General features: G+C 41.3%; 22 protein-coding genes. 19 read left to right on the top strand and 3 right to left on the bottom strand.

Annotated elements, in window-relative coordinates:
- Positions 1–454 precede the first annotated feature (454 nt).
- The 4 genes from J5X91_RS10610 to fliD all read left to right on the top strand — a co-directional run bounded on the left by J5X91_RS10610 (position 455) and on the right by fliD (position 5,848).
- Positions 455–1,981, top strand: coding sequence for a flagellin (locus J5X91_RS10610; protein ID WP_208834808.1), 1,527 nt, complete (start codon positions 455–457; stop codon positions 1,979–1,981).
- Between the two features lie 269 nt (positions 1,982–2,250).
- Positions 2,251–3,774 carry a flagellin gene (locus J5X91_RS10605; protein ID WP_208834805.1) on the top strand — a complete coding sequence of 508 codons (1,524 nt, stop codon included), beginning with the start codon at positions 2,251–2,253 and terminating at the stop codon, positions 3,772–3,774.
- A 164-nt stretch (positions 3,775–3,938) separates the two neighbouring features.
- Entirely contained in the window at positions 3,939–4,355 is a 417-nt protein-coding gene (locus J5X91_RS10600) for a flagellar protein FlaG (protein WP_208834800.1), read from the top strand.
- Positions 4,356–4,435: 80 nt separating this feature from the next.
- Positions 4,436–5,848 (top strand): flagellar filament capping protein FliD, encoded by a 1,413-nt coding sequence (gene fliD, locus J5X91_RS10595; protein ID WP_208834794.1) that lies wholly within the window; start codon positions 4,436–4,438, stop codon positions 5,846–5,848.
- A 382-nt stretch (positions 5,849–6,230) separates the two neighbouring features.
- Here the strand turns inward: fliD and J5X91_RS10590 are convergent, their stop codons facing one another.
- Together J5X91_RS10590 and fliS are read right to left on the bottom strand one after the other, a co-directional pair.
- The gene (locus J5X91_RS10590) at positions 6,231–6,530 is read right to left on the bottom strand and encodes a hypothetical protein (protein WP_036981719.1); all 300 of its coding nucleotides are present in this window, start codon (positions 6,528–6,530) and stop codon (positions 6,231–6,233) included.
- Positions 6,531–6,536: 6 nt separating this feature from the next.
- On the bottom strand, positions 6,537–6,938 hold the full coding sequence (gene fliS, locus J5X91_RS10585) for a flagellar export chaperone FliS (RefSeq protein ID WP_089367871.1): 402 nt from the start codon (positions 6,936–6,938) through the stop codon (positions 6,537–6,539).
- A gap of 373 nt (positions 6,939–7,311) precedes the next feature.
- Here fliS and J5X91_RS10580 point away from each other — a divergent pair, with 373 nt between their 5' ends.
- The gene (locus tag J5X91_RS10580; protein WP_208834776.1) at positions 7,312–8,745 is read left to right on the top strand and encodes a sigma-54 dependent transcriptional regulator; all 1,434 of its coding nucleotides are present in this window, start codon (positions 7,312–7,314) and stop codon (positions 8,743–8,745) included.
- 306 nt (positions 8,746–9,051) lie between these two features.
- Here the strand turns inward: J5X91_RS10580 and J5X91_RS10575 are convergent, their stop codons facing one another.
- The gene (locus J5X91_RS10575) at positions 9,052–9,642 is read right to left on the bottom strand and encodes a DNA-3-methyladenine glycosylase I (protein WP_208834769.1); all 591 of its coding nucleotides are present in this window, start codon (positions 9,640–9,642) and stop codon (positions 9,052–9,054) included.
- Positions 9,643–9,787: 145 nt separating this feature from the next.
- Here J5X91_RS10575 and J5X91_RS10570 point away from each other — a divergent pair, with 145 nt between their 5' ends.
- From J5X91_RS10570 to fliP, 14 genes are all read left to right on the top strand, one after another.
- Entirely contained in the window at positions 9,788–10,900 is a 1,113-nt protein-coding gene (locus J5X91_RS10570; protein ID WP_208834836.1) for an ATP-binding protein, read from the top strand.
- On the top strand, positions 10,897–12,357 hold the full coding sequence (locus J5X91_RS10565; RefSeq protein WP_208834762.1) for a sigma-54 dependent transcriptional regulator: 1,461 nt from the start codon (positions 10,897–10,899) through the stop codon (positions 12,355–12,357). Before J5X91_RS10570 ends, J5X91_RS10565 begins: the two co-directional genes overlap by 4 nt.
- 160 nt (positions 12,358–12,517) lie before the next feature.
- Positions 12,518–12,850 (top strand): flagellar hook-basal body complex protein FliE, encoded by a 333-nt coding sequence (gene fliE / locus J5X91_RS10560; protein ID WP_041454357.1) that lies wholly within the window; start codon positions 12,518–12,520, stop codon positions 12,848–12,850.
- A gap of 20 nt (positions 12,851–12,870) precedes the next feature.
- The gene (gene fliF / locus J5X91_RS10555) at positions 12,871–14,586 is read left to right on the top strand and encodes a flagellar basal-body MS-ring/collar protein FliF (RefSeq protein ID WP_182676773.1); all 1,716 of its coding nucleotides are present in this window, start codon (positions 12,871–12,873) and stop codon (positions 14,584–14,586) included.
- Positions 14,579–15,619 (top strand): flagellar motor switch protein FliG, encoded by a 1,041-nt coding sequence (gene fliG / locus J5X91_RS10550; protein WP_011327486.1) that lies wholly within the window; start codon positions 14,579–14,581, stop codon positions 15,617–15,619. The genes fliF and fliG overlap by 8 nt, the downstream gene beginning before the upstream one ends.
- Positions 15,620–15,622: 3 nt before the next feature.
- A complete protein-coding gene (gene fliH, locus J5X91_RS10545; protein WP_244363830.1) occupies positions 15,623–16,438 on the top strand; it encodes a flagellar assembly protein FliH in 816 nt (271 codons plus the stop codon).
- An 18-nt stretch (positions 16,439–16,456) separates the two neighbouring features.
- Positions 16,457–17,791 (top strand): flagellar protein export ATPase FliI, encoded by a 1,335-nt coding sequence (gene fliI / locus J5X91_RS10540; RefSeq protein WP_011327488.1) that lies wholly within the window; start codon positions 16,457–16,459, stop codon positions 17,789–17,791.
- Positions 17,791–18,240, top strand: a complete 450-nt coding sequence (fliJ, locus tag J5X91_RS10535) for a flagellar export protein FliJ (RefSeq protein WP_041454359.1) — start codon at positions 17,791–17,793, stop codon at positions 18,238–18,240. Before fliI ends, fliJ begins: the two co-directional genes overlap by 1 nt.
- Before the next feature lie 137 nt (positions 18,241–18,377).
- Positions 18,378–19,958: a flagellar hook-length control protein FliK gene (locus J5X91_RS10530; RefSeq protein ID WP_208834759.1), complete on the top strand. Its 1,581-nt coding sequence runs from the start codon at positions 18,378–18,380 to the stop codon at positions 19,956–19,958.
- 57 nt (positions 19,959–20,015) lie between these two features.
- On the top strand, positions 20,016–20,546 hold the full coding sequence (gene fliL, locus J5X91_RS10525) for a flagellar basal body-associated protein FliL (protein ID WP_089367876.1): 531 nt from the start codon (positions 20,016–20,018) through the stop codon (positions 20,544–20,546).
- Between the two features lie 9 nt (positions 20,547–20,555).
- Positions 20,556–21,647: a flagellar motor switch protein FliM gene (gene fliM, locus J5X91_RS10520; RefSeq protein WP_011327492.1), complete on the top strand. Its 1,092-nt coding sequence runs from the start codon at positions 20,556–20,558 to the stop codon at positions 21,645–21,647.
- Positions 21,648–21,667: 20 nt separating this feature from the next.
- A complete protein-coding gene (gene fliN, locus J5X91_RS10515) occupies positions 21,668–22,066 on the top strand; it encodes a flagellar motor switch protein FliN (protein ID WP_011327493.1) in 399 nt (132 codons plus the stop codon).
- Positions 22,063–22,446: a flagellar biosynthetic protein FliO gene (fliO, locus tag J5X91_RS10510; RefSeq protein ID WP_041454360.1), complete on the top strand. Its 384-nt coding sequence runs from the start codon at positions 22,063–22,065 to the stop codon at positions 22,444–22,446. Before fliN ends, fliO begins: the two co-directional genes overlap by 4 nt.
- A 4-nt stretch (positions 22,447–22,450) precedes the next feature.
- Entirely contained in the window at positions 22,451–23,191 is a 741-nt protein-coding gene (gene fliP / locus J5X91_RS10505; protein ID WP_011327495.1) for a flagellar type III secretion system pore protein FliP, read from the top strand.
- The last annotated feature ends 20 nt before the right edge of the window (positions 23,192–23,211 follow it).

The following is a 23,211-nucleotide window of genomic DNA, read 5'->3' as shown; positions in this document are numbered from 1 at the left end:
ATTCACAAAGAGGTTATGAGGGCGCTACGCTTTAGAGAAGAAAAAAGCACTCAATTATGTGTTTCCGAGTTTTTCAATTTACTTCTCATTTACTCTCATTGTTTTCTCTTTGTGCACAGTAATATTTAAATGCTTTATTCACAAAAAGGCTAAGATGGCGCTGCGCTCTTAGAAACCAAACACACTACAGTAAAAAACATGACATACCCCGGTAATCGTCCTCCGAATATCCCCACTAACCAAGCGGCAAAAAAATGTCACTATTTATTAGCCTTCCATTATAAAGCTCATTTTTACTCTAAAACTCAGTTTGATATTTATAATTTACATTAAAAACAATGTATTGGGTTTGTTGGGTTAGTTGGCACAAAACCTGCTTTATTAAGTGCATCTAATAGTGGTTCCTGCAAAAGCATTTTGAACCACATCCTGTTAAACACTCGGAGATGGTAAAATGGCATTAACAGTAAATACTAATGTGTCGTCACTAAACGCACAACGTAACTTAACAAAATCAGGTCAGGGTTTAGCTACTTCAATGGAGCGACTGTCTTCTGGTATGCGTATTAATAGCGCAAAGGATGATGCAGCCGGCCTGCAAATTTCAAACCGCCTTACATCGCAAATAAATGGTTTAGCAGTAGCGCAGCGAAATGCTAACGATGGTATTTCAATGGCACAAACTGCTGAAGGTGCGATGTCGGCCTCTACCGATATTTTGCAACGCATGCGTGAGTTAGCACTACAATCAGCGAATGGATCAAATTCTGATACAGATCGGCAAGCATTGCAAAAAGAGACTGCAGCATTACAACTAGAGTTAACACGTATCGCTGAAACGACTTCTTTTGGTGGGCAAAAGTTGCTTGATGGCTCATTTGGTACTAAAGCGTTTCAAGTCGGTTCAAATGCAAATGAAACTATCTCGATGTCTCTTGGGGATATCAGTGCAGATAAAATCGGTGCAAGGCAGCTTGATTTAAAAGCAGTTGAAGGTACTGCAGGTGGATTAGGGCAAAGTGTTGGTTCAGCTGCTGGTGATAATGCTGGGCCTGGTAATGGCGTTGCAGCTAATTCAACAATTGCTATAAATGGTTTGAAACCTAAAACAATAACGTTAGCAGCTGGTGACAGTGCATTAAATATTGCTGCAAAAATAAATACAGAAAAAAGCACAACAGGTGTTGAGGCTACCGCTCAAACGGGTGTTAAAATTGATACGAGCACGTTAAGTGCGAATGGTACATTCTCATTTAACTTGAATGGAGAGGCGATTTCTGCTAATGCGACTAATTCAGATATGACATCTGTTGCTTCAGCTATTAATGAGAAGTCAACCACAACAGGTGTATCAGCAGAAATAAATACTGATGGTGATTTGATTTTAAGTAATAACGACGGTGCAGACATTAAAATTGATACAGTTACAATTAATGGTGGTGTTGATGGTGGCACTGTATCTGCCTTTGCTTTAGATGCTAAAGGTGTTGCTGAAACCACTGGAATCGTTTTAGAGGATGATACCGGTAATGATAATGCTGCTGCAGGCTCTGAAGCTGCCACTTTTGCTGGTACAGTGAAGCTCTCATCAACAGCTACGTTTTCAGCAACAGCAAGTGATACTTTACTTGCTGGGGATACGAACACGAATAACTCAGTACTTAAAAACGTTGATACTATCGACCTTTCAACAGCTGGTGAATCGCAAAATGCGTTAAGTATAATTGATAGCGCGCTAGCACAAATAGACGATAGCCGTGCTGATTTAGGTGCTTTACAAAACCGTTTTGGTCACACCATTAGTAACTTGGCTAATATTTCTGAAAATGTATCTGCATCGCGTAGTCGTATTCAAGATACCGACTTTGCGACAGAAACTGCACAAATGACGAAGAACCAAATATTGCAACAAGCGGGTACGTCAATACTCTCGCAAGCAAACCAAATACCACAAGCAGCCATTAGCTTGTTAGGTGGCTAATTATTTAGTTTATTAGTAACTGTTTATATAGACGCACTTCAATTTGAAGTGCGTTTTATATTTTATCGCAAAAAACATTGGAAATATTTTCATTAAATACAGTTGGTTACATTTAATTTAATAAATAATCCAATTTATTTTTAAAATATCTCTAAAGATAGCTTATCTCCTGCCGTTAACTTAATCAGTACGGAGCTGAGCATACAATTTGTGACAGCTCTTGGTTAAATTAAAATAGTAACATTACGAAAGTAATCAGGAGTTTTATCATGGCTATATCAGTAAATACAAACGTATCTTCATTAAACGCTCAACGTAACCTTTCTAAATCTGGTCAAGGTTTAGCTACTTCAATGGAGCGACTGTCTTCTGGTATGCGTATTAATAGCGCTAAAGATGATGCAGCCGGCATGCAAATTGCCAACCGTTTGACATCACAGGTTAATGGTTTAGCAGTAGCCCAACGAAATGCTAACGATGGTATTTCAATGGCGCAAACAGCTGAAGGCGCGATGAGTGAGTCAACTAGTATTTTACAGCGTATGCGCGAACTAGCATTGCAATCAGCGAATGGTTCAAATTCGGATACTGACCGTCAAGCTCTACAAAAAGAAGTTGGCGCTCTTCAACTAGAGTTAACACGTATCGCTGAAACGACTTCTTTTGGTGGACAAAAGTTGCTTGATGGCTCATTTGGTACTAAAGCGTTTCAAGTCGGTTCAAATGCAAATGAAACTATCTCGATGTCTCTTGGGGATATCAGTGCAGATAAAATCGGTGCAAGGCAGCTTGATTTAAAAGCAGTTGAAGGTACTGCAGGTGGATTAGGGCAAAGTGTTGGTTCAGCTGCTGGTGATAATGCTGGGCCTGGTAATGGCGTTGCAGCTAATTCAACAATTGCTATAAATGGTTTGAAACCTAAAACAATAACGTTAGCAGCTGGTGACAGTGCATTAAATATTGCTGCAAAAATAAATACAGAAAAAAGCACAACAGGTGTTGAGGCTACCGCTCAAACGGGTGTTAAAATTGATACGAGCACGTTAAGTGCGAATGGTACATTCTCATTTAACTTGAATGGAGAGGCGATTTCTGCTAATGCGACTAATTCAGATATGACATCTGTTGCTTCAGCTATTAATGAGAAGTCAACCACAACAGGTGTATCAGCAGAAATAAATACTGATGGTGATTTGATTTTAAGTAATAACGACGGTGCAGACATTAAAATTGATACAGTTACAATTAATGGTGGTGTTGATGGTGGCACTGTATCTGCCTTTGCTTTAGATGCTAAAGGTGTTGCTGAAACCACTGGAATCGTTTTAGAGGATGATACCGGTAATGATAATGCTGCTGCAGGCTCTGAAGCTGCCACTTTTGCTGGTACAGTGAAGCTCTCATCAACAGCTACGTTTTCAGCAACAGCAAGTGATACTTTACTTGCTGGGGATACGAACACGAATAACTCAGTACTTAAAAACGTTGATACTATCGACCTTTCAACAGCTGGTGAATCGCAAAATGCGTTAAGTATAATTGATAGCGCGCTAGCACAAATAGACGATAGCCGTGCTGATTTAGGTGCTTTACAAAACCGTTTTGGTCACACCATTAGTAACTTGGCTAATATTTCTGAAAACGTATCTGCATCGCGCAGTCGTATTCAAGATACTGACTTTGCAACAGAAACTGCACAAATGACTAAAAACCAAATATTGCAACAAGCAGGTACGTCAATTTTGTCGCAAGCGAACCAGTTGCCACAAGCAGCACTTAGCTTACTAGGTTAATAGTTCATTAGGCATTAGCTTATTAATAGCTAACTAATACCAAAAGTCAGTATTAGTAATTTAAAAAAGGAGATGGCTTTGTTCATCTCCTTTTGTCGTTTAACTTACTAAATTAAGCTAATTTATAAATAGTGTACAATGTTTAAAACTATTTAGGAGGCGTTATGAATACAATTACCTCAGGCGCAGAAGTTTTAGTAACGGCAAGTAATGCTGGGCAAGCTAGCGAAAGTAAAGTAGGGCAAGCAGCTACGGTACTAACGGCTAGTGCCATTGACGATGTTAAAAAAAGTGCTTCACAAGCACAGCAGTATCAAAGTAATGCTGACACTGCTACGCAGCAGCAACAACCGCTAGAGCGTGAACAGCTTGAAAAAGTGGCGCAGCAATTGCAAGATTTTATGGGCGAAATGAACCGTAGTTTACAGTTCCAGGTTGATGAAGATTCAGGCCGCGATGTAATTAAAGTGCTCGATAAGGCAACTGGCGATGTTATTAAACAATACCCTTCGGAAGAAGTGTTAAGTTTAGTATCAAAGTTGTCTGAAACTGCGGGTTTATTGATTGACCAAACGGTATAGCTATATAAGTATATAACTAAATAGTAGCTGCGTTTTTTAAGTTTTTTGTTTTTTATTTAATAGTGTAAAGGGGTATAAACATGGCTATTTCGTTTACTGGCTTAGGTTCAGGCTTACAAGTATCTGAAATTGTAGGTGCATTGGTTAATGCCGAAAAAGCGCCTTTTGAATCACGTTTAAATAGAAAAGAAGCTAACTTAACTACCGACATTTCCGCTGTGGGTGCGCTTAAAGCTGCACTTGAAAAAGTACAAGAGTCGATGAGTGCATTAGGCGACGTTGATAACTATCAAAAACGTACGACATCGGGTAATGATGATTTTATATCGCTTAGCTCAGATAAAGACGCTCAACCAGGTGGCTACTCAGTAAAAGTAAATAATTTAGCCACTGAGCATAAAATAATGTCGAGTGCGTTTGATGCCGCCAATCCTGTTGGTGCTGGCACCATGACATTAAGCTCGGGCGATAATAGCTTTGATATTGCAGTATCAAACACTGCAACACTTAGCGAAGTGCGCGATGCAATAAACAACAGTAAAGATAATAAAAGTATTAACGCCACTATAATTACTGATGATACTGGCCAGCGCTTAGTGTTTTCGGCTCAAACCAGTGGTGTAGAAAACCAAATTAAAATTGCAGTGGCCGATGACGATGCTAACAACACCGATACCCTAGGCCTTTCGCGTTTAGCATTTGACCCTGCACCTGCAGGAATAAAAAATGTGAGCGAAGTGGTTGCCGCTGTCGATGCGTCAATAACTATTGACGGCACAGTAACAGTAACTAGTAGCACTAACGAATTTAAAAACGTGATTGATGGCGTGACTATTACCGCTAAAAAAGCACAAGGTGTTGACGACGACCTAAGTAAGCTAACCGTTAAAGAAAATAACAATAATATAAAAGCTGGCTTAAATGGGTTTATCGAAAGTTATAACGAGCTGTTAGAGCTAAGTAAAAACTTGGGTAAATCTGGCGAAGATGGCGCTGGCGTAATGGCGGGTGATTCACTGCTACGTGGTGTTATGTCAAAGTTAAGGCAAGAAATTACCAACAGTGTTGACTTAGGCGATGGTAACTCTTTATCGCTGTCGCAGTTAGGTGTAGAAGCCGACCGCTATGGTAAATTAAGCTTAGATACCGAGCGCTTAGATGAGCAAGTAAAAAATGATGTTGATTTAGTGCAACAGTTTTTTATTGGCGAAAATAAAGACGAAGGCGGTTTTGCCCAATCGTTTGATGAGTTAATGAACTTTTATACTAAGTCAGATGGCTTAATTCAAAACAGAATAGAGAGTAAAGAAGGTCAGCTTCGCGGGATTGATGACGAACGAGTATCGTTTTCACGTAAAATGGAGTCGTTAGAGTCGCGCCTTTATGCGCAGTACAACAGCATGGATTTATTGGTAGCAAGCTTAAATTCAACGAGTAGTTATCTTCAATCTCAGTTAGATAACATGCCAGGCGTAGTTAGAAATTCTAAATAGTTTAATAGTTAGGCTCTAGGGAGGAGGCTAGGTTTTACGCTAATACAAACACTGAGCTTGCGAAAAGGTAGTTTTCAGTTTTTAAAGGTGCGGTTTTATTTAATAACAACAATACCGCACTTTTTGCGTTAAATAGATTAAAACAGTGCAAAAAAGCTTTAAGTGATTTATTCACAAAAAGGCTAAGAGGCGCTGCGCTTTAGAGAAGAAAAGGCACTAAATTACTTGTTTAACTCACTCCTCATTCCCCGCGTCCTCTCCTCGCTATGCATATTTGATTTAAGTAAATATATTCACAAAGAGGTTAAGAGGGCGCTGCGCTTTAGAGAAGAAAAGTATAAAACCATCGTTTAATTTACTTTTTATTATGCTAACTGTCTTTTTAAGTGCTTTTGTAAGCGCTGATCGCTTTGTCTGACTTTTTATGCTTTAACAAGGCTTTAAACGAGTCGTCTTTATGGATATTAGCTTGAGTTAAAATAGCATTAATATGCGCTTGTGTTGCTATAAGTTCGTCACTACTTGGCTGCTCATTGCTTTCGCACCAGCTTTTTAAACACGTATTTAACGCTTCAAGCTGTAAAGCTGCCGCGTCAGCATCGTTGTTATTTACCAGTGTTTCAAGCTCGCAGAGCAATTGTTTAATTTGCTCTGCTGGCTGTTGGTCAGTTATTAAAGGCATAATAAATTAAACTGCAGGAGAGCGTTCGCTAGCAGGAATATTATCCCACCCTTCTTTTATTTCTTTCACTATGCTAGAAACTTCCATAATTGCTGCTGTATCGTTATTTAAGTTAGCTTTAGTTAATGTACGTTGGCAATAGTCGTATAACGCAGCTAAATTATTTGAAATTCCTGAGCCTTGCTCAACGTCAAAATTAAGTGTGTCTTGTAATGCGCCAAAAAGTAAAATACAGGCTGAAATGTTTTCGCCCTTTTTTTCAATTTCTTTGCGTTCAATAAAACCTTTGGTTGCAGCTAAGCGCCCGATAATGTTACTAAAAATTAGGTTTATTTGTTCGTAAGGTGTCATTTCGCTAATACTGCTTGCACGAACTTGACCGTATTTTTTAATTGATGCATGTGCCATGAGAAGATCCTAAATTTTGATAACTAAAAATATTAATACAATACCAGCAATTATAATGCCAAGCATTTTATATATATTTACTTATCGGCATTTAAGGTGGCAACTTAAGTAAATATTAGTGAATATTTTTATTATAAAGTGACTTTATATCTCTAATTTAAGTATTAAGCTTTGCGATTAACTTATTATGCGAATGTAGGGGTATTTACAACCTTAATACTTAATGGTTAATCCTTAAGTATTGTTGCTTTAATTAAAGTGTCTGTTTTTTGGCGTTAATGTCAAAAAGTCGCCACTAGTGCTTGCATACAATTTCAACTGGCTTACAATTTGATTAACAAAATAAATTAGTGAAATGAATGGCCCGCTAAATATGATCTTAATTTTAGATAATAATAACAATCGCTCGATAGGATTATATGCCTCACTTACTTTTATTGGTGAAGCGGTGCAATTACAAACGGAAGCCGACTTTGAGCAAGCGTGTAGTAAGTATCAAAGTAAAGAATGCATTGTAATTTTAGGTGCACTGCAGGCGCTTGATCACGAAAGTTTAATTAAGCGCTACCCTACGTTTCCTTTTTTGCTAATTGGCGAAACACTCAAACCTTTATTGAGTATTGCTAATGTGGTTGGGTTGATTTGTGAGCCATTTAGCCACGAAGTAACCACGCAACTATTACACGACTGCCAACAATATCAACGTATGCTGCCTAATGAGCACAAACACAGTAAGCCACATAATACCTTTGACGGCTTAGTGGGTGAAACATCGGCGGTTAAAGACCTGCGCTTTTTAATTGAACAAGTAGCCAAAACCGATGCTAATGTACTTATTTTAGGTGAGTCGGGCACAGGTAAAGAGGTAGTGGCGCGTAACGTACATTTATTGTCTAAACGCCTTAAAGGGCCTTTTGTACCAGTTAACTGTGGTGCGATCCCGGGAGAGTTGCTCGAAAGCGAATTGTTTGGCCATGAAAAAGGTGCATTTACAGGGGCTATTTCTGCTCGTAAAGGGCGTTTTGAACTGGCGCAAGGCGGTACGCTATTTTTAGATGAAATAGGCGATATGCCGCTGCAAATGCAAGTTAAATTACTGCGCGTATTGCAAGAGCGCAGTTATGAGCGAGTAGGTGGTACAAAAGCGATTCAAGCCGATGTACGTATTATTGCTGCAACCCATCGCAACCTCGAAACGATGATAGAGCAAGGCACGTTTCGTGAAGATTTATACTACCGATTAAACGTATTCCCTATTGAAAGCCCGTCGCTTACTCAGCGCGCCGATGACATACCGCTGTTATTAAAAGAGTTAATGCGCCGCGTTAATGAGCAAAGTGGCTCAACCGCTAAGTTTACTGAGCGCGCGGTCGAGAGTTTAAAAGAGCATAGTTGGCCGGGTAATATTCGCGAGCTTGCAAACTTAGTTGAGCGAATGGTGATAATGTTCCCAGAAAAAGTGGTCGATGTTCCTGATTTACCGGCTAAGTATCGTTATATTGAAGTTGAAGCCTATGAGCCGCAGTACCCAGAAGAGTTAATGGAGCGCGATGCTTTTAACGACATATTTAGCACCGACTTTAGCGATTATGACGATGAAACCGAACACTCTACAGCAGCAGATTCAGGCTTGTTACCCAGCGAAGGGATTGAGCTTAAAGAATACTTAGCCGAGCTAGAAATTAACTTAATTACTCAAGCATTAGAGCGCTTTGATTATGTAGTTGCCCGCGCCGCTGAAATACTCGGGGTACGCCGCACTACTTTGGTCGAAAAAATGAAAAAATATAACTTGTCGAGAGACTAAAAATTAAGGGCAGCTATCAGGTTTTAGGTGTCAGGGTTCAGGCTTTAGGTAAAAAATAACCAAGCACAGCGTTTAGCTTGCTGACGCGCGTACGTAGTGCGACTTAGTCTTAGTAACAATATTCGCTAAGAGGGTTAGAGACGCTGAGCTATAGAGACTTATAAATAGGTGTACTGTTCTTTTTTTGTGTTGTTATACACAGCTCTTGGTGAAAATAAATTTCACTAAATGTAATAATTACAGAGGCTTGATTAAAAGCCTGAAATCAGACTGTTTGCCTAGCCCCTAGCCCCTAGCCCCTAGCCCCTAGCCCCTAGCCCCTAGCCTCATAACTTCTTCTTTTCTAAAACAGTTATTACTGTGATCGTTAACCATACCGCAGGCTTGCATATGGGCGTATACGGTTGTTGGCCCTAAAAACTTAAAACCACGCTTTTTTAAATCTTTAGCAAATGCGCTTGAGGTAGGGGTAATTGCTGGGGCGTTGTCAGCAGAATTTAAATTACTTACTTGCGGCTTATTGCCAACAAACTGCCATTGATAGTTACTAAAACTGCCAAACTCTTGCTGAATTTTAATAAAGCATTTGGCGTTATTTACAGTAGCAGCAATTTTTAAGCGATTGCGCACAATACCCGCATCAAGCATTAGTCGCTCAATATCTTGCTCGGTAAATGCTGCTACTTTGTGTACATCAAAATCGGCAAAAGCATTTTTATAACCATTACGCTTTTTTAAAATAGTGTACCAACTCAATCCTGCTTGCGCCGACTCCAGCGTTAAAAATTCAAACAGTTTTTTATCGTCATACACTGGCACTCCCCATTCGTTATCGTGGTATGCAACGTAGTCGGGTTTGCTGGTGTCGAGCCATGAGCAGCGGGTTTGCTTGGTCATTATAGTTCCTTAGTTGCGGTGCTTTATTTGCGCGTCATTTTAATGTCGCGTATTTTTACTGTGTAACTCAATGATATACATGGTAATAAAAGGTGGTATAAATTGTGCATTTAACCCTGTATCTGCATCAATTAGAGATTTGATTATGGCACTTGCTAGTGTGTTAAAACCACAGTTTATTTCTGCAAATCAGTATAACCCATGTTTACTTCAAGAGGAGTATATAGGGGAGTTAAGCGATCTGCGTAAACAGGCTAGTTGGCTTTCGCATTTAGTAGATACTATGCCCGCAGGAGTAATAGTGCTTGATGGTAAAGGCATGATAGCGAAAGCGAATCAAATTGCGATTGATATGCTTGGCGAGCCGCTAGAAGGCGAAAAGTGGTTTAGTGTTATTCAGCGCTCTTTTCGGCCTCAGCAAGATGATGGCCACGAGGTGTCTTTAAAAGACGGGCGCTTAATAAAACTTGATATTACCGCACTTGCCCCAGAGCCAGGGCAACTTATTTTAATGACAGACTTGAGTGAAACCCGCCGCTTACAAAAGCGGGTTGCACATATGCAGCGTTTAAGTGCGCTGGGTAAAATGGTGGCATCTTTGGCGCACCAAGTACGTACGCCGCTGTCGGCGGCTATGCTTTATGCTGCTAATTTAGGTTCAAAATGCTTACCCGAAGCGTCGCGCGATAACTTTCAAACTAAATTAATGTCGCGCTTAAAAGATTTAGAAAACCAAGTAAACGACATGCTGCTATTTGCCAAAAGTGGCGATCAGCATGTGGTTGAGCAGGTGTCTATGCAGCAATTATTAAGCGAAGTAAAAACCGGTGCAGATGCCATGGTAACGCTTAATAACAGTGAGCTTGATGTAAGCTTACCTGAGCCCGACATTGCGATTTTAGGGAATAAAACCGCGCTTGCCAGTGCGATTCAAAACCTGATTCATAACAGTATTCAAATTATAGGCTCTGGGGCACAAGTGCAAGTAAGTGCAATGCGCGATTTGCAAACCCCAGATTTTGTACGCATTAGCGTGAGTGATAATGGCCCAGGTGTTGACCTACAGCAGGTAGATAAACTGTTTGAACCATTTTTTACCACTAGCAGCCAAGGCACAGGCTTAGGGTTGGCGGTTGTTAGCTCTGTTGCTAATGCGCACCAAGGGCGTATTGAGGTGACTAATAATGTACATGGCGGCGCTTGTTTTAACCTGTTATTGCCAATTAGCGCAGCATCTAAATTAGAGGAATCGTTATGAGTAATACTATTTTAGTTGTAGAGGACGACGCAGGGCTTCGCGAAGCATTAATAGATACCCTAGAAATGTCGGGTATTGAATGCGTTGCTGCCGACAGTGCAGAGCAGGCGATGTTACTACTAAAAAAAGAATCCTTTTCGTTAGTGGTGAGCGATGTGCAAATGGGCACTATGAGCGGCCTAGATTTACTGCGCAGTATTAAATTAAATTACCCCGATTTACCGGTATTAATGATGACCGCCTACGCAACTATTGACGATGCGGTAGAGGCAATGCGCTTAGGCGCGATTGATTATATGGCCAAACCATTTGCACCCGAGGTGCTATTAAATATGGTGAGCCGCTATTTGCCCGAAAAACCCAAAGAAACCGACGGCCCTATTGTTGCCGACCCAACTAGTATTCAATTGCTGGAGCTTGCAAGCAGGGTAGCTAAATCAGACGCCAGTGTTATGGTGCTGGGGCCAAGTGGCTCGGGTAAAGAAGTATTAGCGCGGTTTATTCATGATAAATCAGCGCGTGCTGCAAAGCCCTTTGTGGCTATTAACTGTGCGGCGATTCCTGAAAACATGCTAGAAGCAACATTATTTGGCTACGAAAAAGGCGCTTTTACTGGCGCGATTCAGGCATGTCCAGGTAAGTTTGAGCAAGCGCAGGGTGGTACTATTTTACTTGATGAAATTACCGAAATGGATTTAGGCTTACAAGTTAAACTACTGCGTGTATTACAAGAGCGTGAAGTTGAACGCTTAGGGAGTCGTAAAACCATTGCGCTAGATGTACGCATACTCGCAACCAGTAACCGCGATTTAAAACAAGCGGTAGCGAATAATCAGTTTAGGGAAGATTTATATTATCGCCTTAACGTTTTTCCGCTAATGTGGCGGCCATTGTGCGAGCGCCCTGGCGATATAATTGTGTTGGCGAAGCACTTAATTGAACGCCATTTAATAAAAGCTAAGCAGCCGCTGGCTATTTTAGATAAGCAAGCTGAGCAAAAGCTCCTTAGCCATACATGGCCAGGTAATGTGCGTGAGCTTGATAACGTAATTCAGCGTGCGCTTATACTGCGCAGTGGTAACAGCATAGGTGAGCAAGCTATTTTTATTGAAAATTTAGCCCCAAGTAACTTTGTAGTAGAGCCAGCAATTAGTGAAAGTGCGTTAACTAGCGCCTATTACGATAGTAAAACAACAGCCGTTATTAATGACGAAAAGTCGGGTGATGAAAAGCTTGATGATCAAACACCGAATGAGCAAAAATCAGATTTACTCGCTCAAGATACAGGCAGTTATAAAGATGAGCTTAAAGATAAAGAGCATCGAATTATTTTAGAAACACTTGCGCGTTGCCAAGGCAAGCGTAAAGACGTAGCTGAAACTTTGGGTATTAGCCCGCGAACTTTACGTTATAAACTAGCGCAAATGCGCGACTTAGGTATTTCACTTCCTGCATAACCTTCAAAAAAGCCCTAAATTCAACACCTTGAATTTAGGGCTGTCAAAACTCTGACTAAGTAAAAACCAACTGTAACACCATGTATTTAAAGCTTTATTTATGTGGCACGTTTTGTGCTTTATTAACCTTAAGAGTTAACTGCATTGTTAGAGACAAATAATGAAAATTCAAAATAGCGCTGTATTTCAAGAAATGCAATCAATGGCCTTAGAAGCGGGCCGTAATAATCAAATTAATAAATTGCCTACGCAAGTTCAGTCTACGTCATCAGCACAATTTGGCGATATGCTTAGCAATGCGCTCAATACTGTGCATGAGTTACAGCAAGACACAGGTCAAAAAGTAAAAGCGGTTGAAATGGGCGACAGAAGCGTATCGCTTGCTGAGGCAATGATTGCTTCGCAAAAGTCTTCTGTTGCATTTGAAGCGACCGTACAAGTGCGTAATAAACTTGTTGAAGCTTACAAAGAAATCATGAATATGCCTGTTTAATCAGGTAGTGGAGAATAATTGTGGCGCAATCTAATCAATCTACAGATCTTGCACTTGCTAGTGGCGGTATTGAGCAAAGCGATAGTGACGATCAACAAGAACAAAAGTCGGGCTATTTAAGTGCGTTAAGCGGTGTTGATGTATTGCGTCAAGTTACCCTTATTATTGCACTGGCGATTTGTTTGGCAATTGCCATTTTTGTGATTATTTGGGCACGTCAGCCAGATATGCGCCCATTAGGTAAAATGCCCACCGAAGAGCTAATTCAAACGCTTGATTTTTTAGATGCGCAAAAAATAGATTATCAACTTGATGGCAACGTAGTGTCGGTTGATGAAAGCGAATACCAAAATATAAAATTACTAATGACTCGCGAAGGCTTGGATCAAGGTCCTACTTCTGGCTCAGACATAATAATGCAAGACATGGGCTTTGGTGTAAGCCAACGCTTAGAGCGCGAGCGCCTAAAGCATGGCCGAGAGCAGCAACTTGCCCGCACTATAGAAGAGCTTAATAACATCACTCGCGCCAAGGTGCTGTTAGCTATTCCAAAAGAAAACGTATTTGCCCGCAGAGAGAAAAAGCCTTCAGCAACGGTAGTACTTACGCTTAAACGCGGCCGCTCACTTAACAGCGAAGAAGTAGACTCTGTGGTGGATATGATAGCCTCAGCAGTGCAAGGGCTTGAGCCTGCACGCGTAACGGTTACCGATCAAAATGGCCGTTTATTAAATTCGGGCTCACAAAGCTCACTTTCTGCGCGTTCTCGTAAAGAGTACGACCTAGAGCGTAAGCGCGAGCAAGAATACCTAGAAAAAATAGATAGCATTTTAATCCCTATTGTTGGTTTGAGTAATTACACTGCGCAAGTTGATTTGAGCATGGACTTTAGCTCATTAGAAGAAACGCAAAAACGTTATAACCCAGACCTACCAGCGGTAAGAAGCGAAACCACGTTTGAGGAAAACAACATAGGCGGCTTAGCTGTGGGTATTCCTGGCGCGTTAAGTAATCAGCCTCCGGTAAATTCAGATATTCCAGAAGTGGCAGGCCAAGGCGGCGCAGGAAGTGCTACTTCACCGAGCCGCACGCATAAAGAAGCCACGCGTAACTATGAGCTCGATACTACTATTTCGCATAAGCGCCAACAAAGCGGCACGATTCGCAGAATTAGTGTATCGGTGGCGGTTGATTATTTGCCAACAGTGGGCGAAAACGGTGAAACCACCATGACCCCGCGCTCGGTTGAGGCACTGTCAAATATTCGACGTTTATTACAAGGTGGTGTTGGCTTTGATATACAGCGCGGCGATGCCCTAGAAGTAGTAACAGTTCCCTTTGTACGAGAAGCCGTAGATATGAGTTTTGAAGTACCTTTATGGGAACAAGACTGGTTTATGAAAATAGTACGCTTAGTACTGGCTGCATTGGTTATTATTGTGTTGATTATGGCTGTAGTTAAACCTATGCTAAAACGCTTAATTTACCCAGACAGCACGCTTGATGAGTACGATGAAGATGCACTTAGCTCAGGGGTTGATATTGGCGATAATAGCTTAGATATGCTAAATAAAGACTTTGATTCTGCTTCAGTTGGCTTCTCAAGCGATGGTACACTGCAGCTACCCGATTTACATGGTGACGAAGACTTACTTAAAGCCGTACGTGCCCTTGTAGCTAATGAACCAGAACTATCATCACAAGTAGTGAAAGCGTGGTTAACCGAAGATGACTGATCAAAACCAAAAACAACTCCCAGCAGCTTTCGATGTTGATAAGCTAGATGGCGTAGATAAAGCGGCCATACTGCTATTAAGTTTATCTGAAGAAGATGCAGCGCAAATACTCAAACATTTAGAGCCCAAACAGGTGCAAAAAGTGGGTATGGCGATGGCCGGTTTGCAGGATCTATCGCAAGCTAAAATAAGCGCAGTACATAATTTATTTATAGAGCAAATTCAAAGCTTTAGTACAATTGGTTTTCAATCAGAAGACTTTATTAAAAAAGCACTTACCGCTGCATTAGGTGAAGATAAAGCCGCTAGCTTAATTGACCAAATAGTAATGGGATCGGGCGCTAAAGGACTTGATTCGTTAAAGTGGATGGACTCGAAGCAAGTAGCTAACATTATTCGTAATGAGCATCCGCAAATACAAACCATTGTATTATCTTATTTAGAGCCTGAGCAATCTGCCGAAATACTGGCGCAGTTTCCTGATAAAGTGCGCCTGGATTTAACCATGCGTATTGCTAACCTTGAAGAAGTGCAGCCAGCTGCCTTGCAAGAGCTTAACGAAATTATGGAAAAACAGTTTGCTGGCCAAGCAGGTGCGCAAGCTGCGAAAATGGGCGGCTTAAAAGCGGCTGCCGATATTATGAACTACCTAGATACCAACGTAGAAGGGCAGTTAATGGACTCTATTCGTGAGCATGACGAAGAAATGTCGCAACAAATTCAAGATCTTATGTTTGTGTTTGAAAACTTAATGGACGTAGACGACCGTGGTATTCAAGCAATTTTACGCGAAGTACAACAAGACGTACTAATGAAAGCGATTAAAGGCACAGACGATGCGCTTAAAGAAAAAATACTCGGTAATATGTCTAAACGTGCTGCCGAAATGCTTGCCGATGACTTAGAGGCAATGGCACCAGTGCGTATTAGTGAAGTAGAAGCCGCGCAAAAAGAAATACTCTCTACGGCGCGTCGATTGTCTGACTCGGGCGAAATACAGCTTGGCGGCGGCGGCGGCGAGGAGTTTTTATAAACCATGACTAAATCGTCAATGCACAAAGGGCGTCCACTGCACGTCGATGAAGCCGATGAACTATTAAAGCACTGGGATGTTCCTGATGTAGCACCCGATGAAAAAAGCTTTGGTAATCGCTCTACTGCCTTTGGTACACCGCTTGCTGAGTTGTATCGAAAAGAAATGGCTGAAGAGTCGCTAATTGAAGAGCCGCAAGAACCTGAGTTACCTGCGCTTACTATGGCCGAACTTGAGCGCATTAGACAAGATGCGTTTGAAGAAGGTGTAAAACAAGGGCACGAGCAAGGTTACATAGACGGTTTTGATAAAGGCGTTACCGAAGGTAAAGAAGCTGGCTACAAAGAAGGCCTAGAGCTGGGAAAAACCCAAGGCCAAGAAGATGTAAAACCACTAATAGAAGAGCAGTTAATTGGCCTACGTAGTGTTTTAGAGGGATTGACCGCGCCGCTAAGTAAAGTGGATGAGCAAGCTGAAAAGCAATTAGTGCAATTAGCCGTTATGCTTGCAGAAGCTATTATTTATCAAGAAGTAAAAACCTCTCCTGATGTTATTTTACACACCCTTAAACACAGTATTGATGCGCTTAATACAGAGCAAGAAAAAATACGAATTCATTTACACCCCGAAGATTTAGAGCTAATAAAGCAAAGTTATGGCGAGCAAACAGTGACAGATAATAACTGGCAGTTGATTGCAGAGCCAACGTTAGAGCGAGGCGGCTGCGAAGTTAAAACGGCGCAATCATCGCTTGATATGACACTTAAAACACGTGTCAAAGAAACATTGGATAGTTTTTTGCATAGCAGTAGTATCTAACTATTTTATTGGTCTGTTATGTCTGCTTTAGATGTTTCATTAAGCGAACGCTTATCTCAATACAAACAGCATATTAAACCGCCAACACTTGCTGTAGCGGGTATTTTAACGCGAGTAGTTGGCCTTACCCTTGAGGCTAAAGGCTTACGTGCGCCTGTAGGTAGCCAATGTAAAATAGAAACTATGAACGGCTTTGTTGACGCCGAAATAGTTGGCTTTAACGACCAAACCTTATATTTAATGCCAAACGATCATATATCGGGGGTGCTCCCTGGTGCTCGGGTGATCCCCCAACTTAACGACACAGGTTTACCTGTAGGCATGAGTTTGCTGGGCCGCGTAGTTGATGGCTTAGGTCGTCCTCTTGATGGTTTAGGTAAAATTAATGCTGAGCACTATCTTAAGTTTGCCCAAAAACCGATAAACCCTCTTTCAAGACGACCTATAAGCCAGCCTATGGATGTAGGCGTGCGTGCTATAAATTCAGTAATAACAGTAGGACAAGGCCAGCGAATGGGCTTGTTTGCAGGCTCGGGTGTAGGTAAGTCGGTACTGCTTGGTATGATGACTCGTGGTAGTGAAGCCGATGTTATTGTGGTGGGACTGGTGGGTGAGCGTGGCCGCGAAGTAAAAGAATTTATTGAAGAAATACTTGGTGTTGAGGGGCGAAAACGCTCGGTGGTTGTAGCAGCACCGGCAGATTCTTCACCATTAATGCGTTTAAAAGGCTGCGAAAGTGCGGTAACAATTGCAGAGTACTTTCGCGATCAGGGATTAAACGTTTTGTTATTGCTCGATTCGGTAACGCGCTATGCCATGGCGCAGCGTGAAATAGCACTTGCAGTAGGCGAGCCACCGGCGACTAAAGGCTACCCGCCTTCGGTGTTTGCAAAACTACCAGCGCTGGTGGAGCGTGCCGGTAACGGCGGAGAAGGGCAAGGCTCTATTACTGCCTTTTTTACCGTATTAAGTGAAGGCGATGATATGCAAGATCCCATTGCCGATGCGGCGCGCGCCATACTCGACGGCCATATTGTACTTTCGCGGGAACTGGCCGACAGCGGTCATTATCCGGCAATTGATATAGAAAAATCTATTTCACGAGTAATGCCGCAAGTGGTATCTGAGACGCACATGCAACAAGCGCGAGTGCTTAAGCAGGTGTACTCTATGTACCAGCAAAATAAAGACATGATCACCCTAGGTGCGTATCAAAAAGGGACAGATCAAATGCTTGATCAAGCCATAAATATGATGCCAAGAGTAAATGCCTTTTTACAGCAAGGCATGCGCGATGTAATTAGTTACGACGACGGCCTGCAAGGGCTAGCGCAGTTATTAGGGCAAGCATAATGGCTAAAAACAAACTGCATTTATTACTAAAGATTGAAAACGATAAAGAAGAAACGCTGCGGATGAGCTATTTGCAGGCGAATCAAAATTTGCAGGCAAACCAGCAAAAACTCCAAGGTTTAAATAACTTTAGATTGGAATACACCCAGCAATTACACATTAAAGGGCAGTCGGGCTTATCAAGTGCTGGGTTTAGTCAATTTCATGCATTTATTGCTAAAATAGAAGAAGCAATTCGCCAACAAGCCAATACAGTTAACACTGCAAAACAAGTGGTTAGCCAGCGTAAAACCCTGTGGTTAAAGCAGCAAATTAAGGCTAAAGCAGTCGCTAAACTCATCGAAAAACAACAGTTAAAGGCCGATGTGCTAGTGGCTAAAAATGAGCAAAAGATGTTGGATGAATTTTCGGCTAATCAATTTTTTCAACGACACAACAATCGACTTTAGTAAGTAGCGAGTACTTTAACCGCTTTAACAAAAGCTTGTACCTTATAAACAAAGGCACGTTAATTGCTTTGTTGTTAAGTGAACTATAATTTTAGGTATTATTGGGTGGTTTGTTGCCGCTTTATATTAGGTGATTTATGACGATTAATGATATTTCAATGTTAGCGGTATCTGAGCAAGACGCTTACTCTAATAAACAAGCGAGTAACTCAAGACGTAATGATGACTCTGATACTGGTTTTTTTAATCAGTTAGAAGATGCCAATAAAGCGGCTTACAATAATAACAGCAAAGCTAAAGCAGGCGCTAGCAATGCTAAGGCTGAGCAGCCTGAAACACAAGACGATGCTGTTTCGGGCGATAGTATGTTGGCGCAAATAAATGCTGCGCACACTATAGACACCTCAGTTAAAAAGAACGCTGATGCTAAAGCCGAGGCTTTAGATGAAGACGCTAAGCAATTAAAAGGGAAGCCTGATGATCAGCTTGCCCCTATTGTAATTGCACCGCAAAAAGGTGTGTTTAGCGATGTTGCAGCAAGCGCTGAAGCGGCAAATGAAAAGTTAATGCCCTTATCTCAAAGCATGGCTACGGCAAATAATAAAGGCGATGCAACAGCGCAAAAACAATCGGTAGATGCCGCAGTAATGAACTTGCTAAGCAAAGATAGCGAGGCAATTAAATCAGATCCGTTACTTGCTAAACTTACACCCGAGCAGCATGAGCAATTAACTACGCAGCTGCAGGCAAGTAGCAAACCCAATAGCAACGATAACCTCGCAACGTTAAAGCAAATGCTTACTCAATATGTTGTTGAAAGTGATAAAGCAAGCGCAGCAGACACGGCTAAACAGGCTTTAAATTCTCAAATAAATGCATTAACCACCCCAGAAAAACAAGCGCTACTGAGCCAGTTAAATAGCTATATTAAAAATGAGCAGCCACAAGGTGAGCAGCTAGCAAGTATTAAGCAAACAATTGCAGAGCTAAGCGCATCGATTGATAAAAAAGTATTAATATCTGCAGATGATAAAACAGCATTAAATGCGCTTAGCGATAAAGAACTCACTAAATCGTTAGAGTCATTGCAAAAAAATAACACTGAACAGTTATCACCCCGAGCAGCACAATTATTGACGCAAATTACCAGTACGGTAAATGGTTTAGGCCTATACGATAGTGTAGGGTATGAGCAAACTATAATTGATATGCAAGCGTTGCAGGCTGGGCAATTACAAAGCACAGCGCAAGTTAAACAAGCAAGCTTGGACCCAGGTGTTATGCAAGCGCTTAATATTATAAAAAGTGACGCGGCAAAAATGTTGCAAGAGCGAGTGAGCTCTATGCTTAGCATAAATAATAAAGTAGCAGAAATTCGTCTCGACCCACCAGAAATGGGCAGTATGCAAATTCGCATCAGAAGCGATGCAGAGCAAGCACAAATAAACTTTGTAGTACAAAACCAGCAAGCTAAAGAAGCGCTTGAACAATCGCTTCCGCGCTTACGCGAAATGCTTGCCCAACAAGGCATAGATTTAGGCGAAAGTACTATTTCTTATGGTGAGCCTGGAGGGCAAGGAGCAGAGCAAAATGATGACAACGATAGTCGTCGTTTAGCTAATAATGAATTGACTACTGATGAAAACGATGAGCAAATTAATACACAAATGCCAAGTTCTCGACAACAAACGTCATCATCAATAGATTACTATGCCTAAGTACTGCTATTATAATAGCTAAAACAAGCAAGTACCTTTGCTAATAAAGGAAATATCATGGCTGAAGAGACTAATTTAGAAATAGAAGAAACAGGTAACAGCAAAAAGAAAATCATAGTAATTATTGCAGCTGTATTGCTTGTTATTGTTGCAGCTGTTGTTGGTTATTTTTTGCTTTCGGGCTCAGACACGCCAGCGGAAACGTTAAATGATGAAGCCGCTACAGCACAGCAAGCTAGCTCTTCTACAGGTTCATCGGCCAAAATAGGCAGCGCACTTTATGTTGCAATGCCAAGACCTTTTGTATTTAACATACCGGGCTCTAGTCGCGATAGAATTGTGCAAATTAAAGTGGAATTATTAGTGCGCGGCGAAGCAAACGAAGAAACCGCTAAAAAGCATATTCCACTAATAGAAAGTACATTATTAAGTATATTTTCTATGACCACGGCTGACGAACTAAGCACCAGTGTAGGTAAAGAAAACTTACGCTTTGCAGCACTAGAAAAAGTACAAGCTAGCTTAATGGACGTTGAAGGCAGTAAAGTAATTGAGCGGGTATTATTTACCGGCTTTGTGATGCAATAAGGGGCTAGCGTGAGCGATTTATTATCCCAAGACGAAATTGATGCGTTATTGCATGGTGTTGATGACGTTGACGAGGAAGATATACCCGAAGGTGAAGACGGTGAAGGCAATACGCTTCAGTATGACTTTTCTTCGCAAGATCGGATCGTACGTGGGCGAATGCCGACACTGGAAATTGTTAATGAACGCTTTGCTCGTCATATGCGAATTAGCCTATTTAACATGATGCGCCGCACCGCTGAGGTGTCTATAAATGGCGTACAAATGATTAAGTTTGGCGAGTATGTGCATACTTTGTTTGTGCCAACCAGTTTAAATATGGTGCGTTTTAGACCTTTAAAAGGCACCGGCCTTATTACCATGGAAGCACGTTTAGTGTTTATTTTGGTTGATAACTTTTTTGGTGGTGATGGCCGCTACCATGCAAAAATTGAAGGGCGTGAATTTACCCCTACAGAGCGACGCATTGTGCAAATGTTACTAAAAATAATCTTTGAAGATTATAAAGAAGCATGGGCACCGGTAATGGATGTATCGTTTGAATACTTAGATTCTGAAGTAAACCCTGCTATGGCTAACATTGTAAGCCCAACCGAAGTGGTGGTTATTAGCTCTTTTCATATTGAATTGGATGGCGGTGGGGGAGACTTTCATATTGCTCTGCCTTATTCTATGCTGGAGCCAATTAGAGAGCTGCTTGACGCGGGTGTGCAATCGGATACCGAAGACACCGATTTACGTTGGAGTAAGGCACTACGCGATGAAATAATGGACGTAGAGGTTGAGCTATCTACTCAGTTATTGGAAGTAGATTTAACACTAAAACAAATAATGGAACTCAAAGCAGGTGATATTATTCCGGTAGAAATGCCTGAGCATATAACTGTATTTGTTGAAGAGTTACCGACATTTAGAGCTAAAATGGGCCGCTCACGCGATAGTGTTGCGCTGCAAATTAGTGAAAAAATTAAACGACCTGATTCAGTTAAATCTGAGCTGCATGTATTTACCAAAGGCGGCAAGAAAATTGATTCAGATGCAGAATTAGCAGAACTAGAAGATGATTTACACCTCTCTGACGGTGTAGACTTAGACTGGTAATTGATTAAAAGGTTAAACGTATGAGCGATGATCAAGACACTATGGATGAATGGGCAGCAGCTTTAGCCGAAGCTGAGGGCACTGATGACAGTGGCCAAGCAAAAGTAACTGAACTCGATGAATTAAGCGATGCAAAACACGAGATCAGTGGCGATGAAAAGCGCAAGCTCGATACAATTTTAGATATACCTGTGACTATTTCTATGGAAGTAGGGCGCTCTAAAATTAATATTCGTAACTTATTACAATTAAACCAAGGCTCGGTGGTAGAGCTTGACCGTGTTGCAGGTGAGCCGTTAGATGTACTGGTTAATGGTACTTTAATTGCCCATGGCGAAGTGGTGGTAGTAAACGATAAGTTTGGTATTCGTTTAACCGACGTAATTAGCCAAGTAGAACGGATCAAAAAATTACGATGAGTATGGTTGTTGCTTTAACCAGCTCGGTATTTACAAAAGCAGAGCAGGTAACACCCACAGGCGATATTCTCTCTATGGTGTTATCGCTTGTTATGGTGCTGGTGCTAATTATAGTACTGGCATTTTTTGTGAAAAAGTTTAATCCAAATTTAGCAAATAGTGATGAGTTTAAAGTAGTGCGTAGTTTACCGCTTGGTTCGCGTGAGCGTTTAATGGTGGTAGAAATAGACAACGCACAACATTTGTTAGGGGTTACCCCGCACAGCATTAACTATTTACATAAATTAGACACACCTTTGAGTGAAAAAGAGCTACCAGAATTAGCAAAACGCTTTAGTAAGCTTTTAAACCCACAAGCAAATCAAAATAAAAAGAATTAAAATTATGACTAAATGGCTGCTTCTTATTTTTGTCATGCTGTTTGTACCAAATGTAAGTGCAGAAGGAATAGACGCACTAACCATTACCACAAATGCAGATGGCACCCAAGACTACTCGGTAACGCTGCAAGTATTGGCTATTATGACCGCGCTGAGCTTTATTCCGGCGGCTATAATCATGATGACCTCGTTTACCCGTATAATTGTAGTGCTGGCTATTTTGCGCCAAGCCATAGGTTTACAACAAACCCCCTCAAATCAAGTATTGCTAGGTATGTCGTTATTTTTAAGTATTTTTATTATGGCGCCTATTTATCAGCAAGTGAACGAACGCGCTATAGAGCCCTATCTAAGCGAGCAAGTCACTTCAATGGAAGCATTGGAGCTGGCAAAAGAGCCAATGAAAGCCTTTATGCTGTCGCAAGTGCGTATTAAAGATTTAGAAACCTTTGCCAAAATAGCAGGGTACGATCAGCTAGACTCGCCAGAAGCCACTCCTTTAATTGTACTTATTCCGGCGTTTGTAACCAGTGAGCTGCAAACGGCCTTTATTATTGGTTTTATGTTTTTTATTCCTTTTTTAATCGTGGATTTAGTGGTGGCGTCGGTATTAATGGCCATGGGTATGATGATGCTATCGCCAATGATAGTGTCTTTACCGTTTAAAATAATGCTGTTTGTGTTGGTTGATGGCTGGAGCTTAGTGATGGGAACCTTGGCAAAAAGCTTTGGTTTAGGCACATGACCTTACTTAACACTAAGCTA

The organism is Pseudoalteromonas sp. K222D (assembly GCF_017653575.1).
Lineage (GTDB): Bacteria > Pseudomonadota > Gammaproteobacteria > Enterobacterales > Alteromonadaceae > Pseudoalteromonas > Pseudoalteromonas nigrifaciens.
The sequence above is the reverse complement of the archived record's forward strand: the minus strand, read 5'-3'. Positions and strand labels throughout refer to the sequence as shown.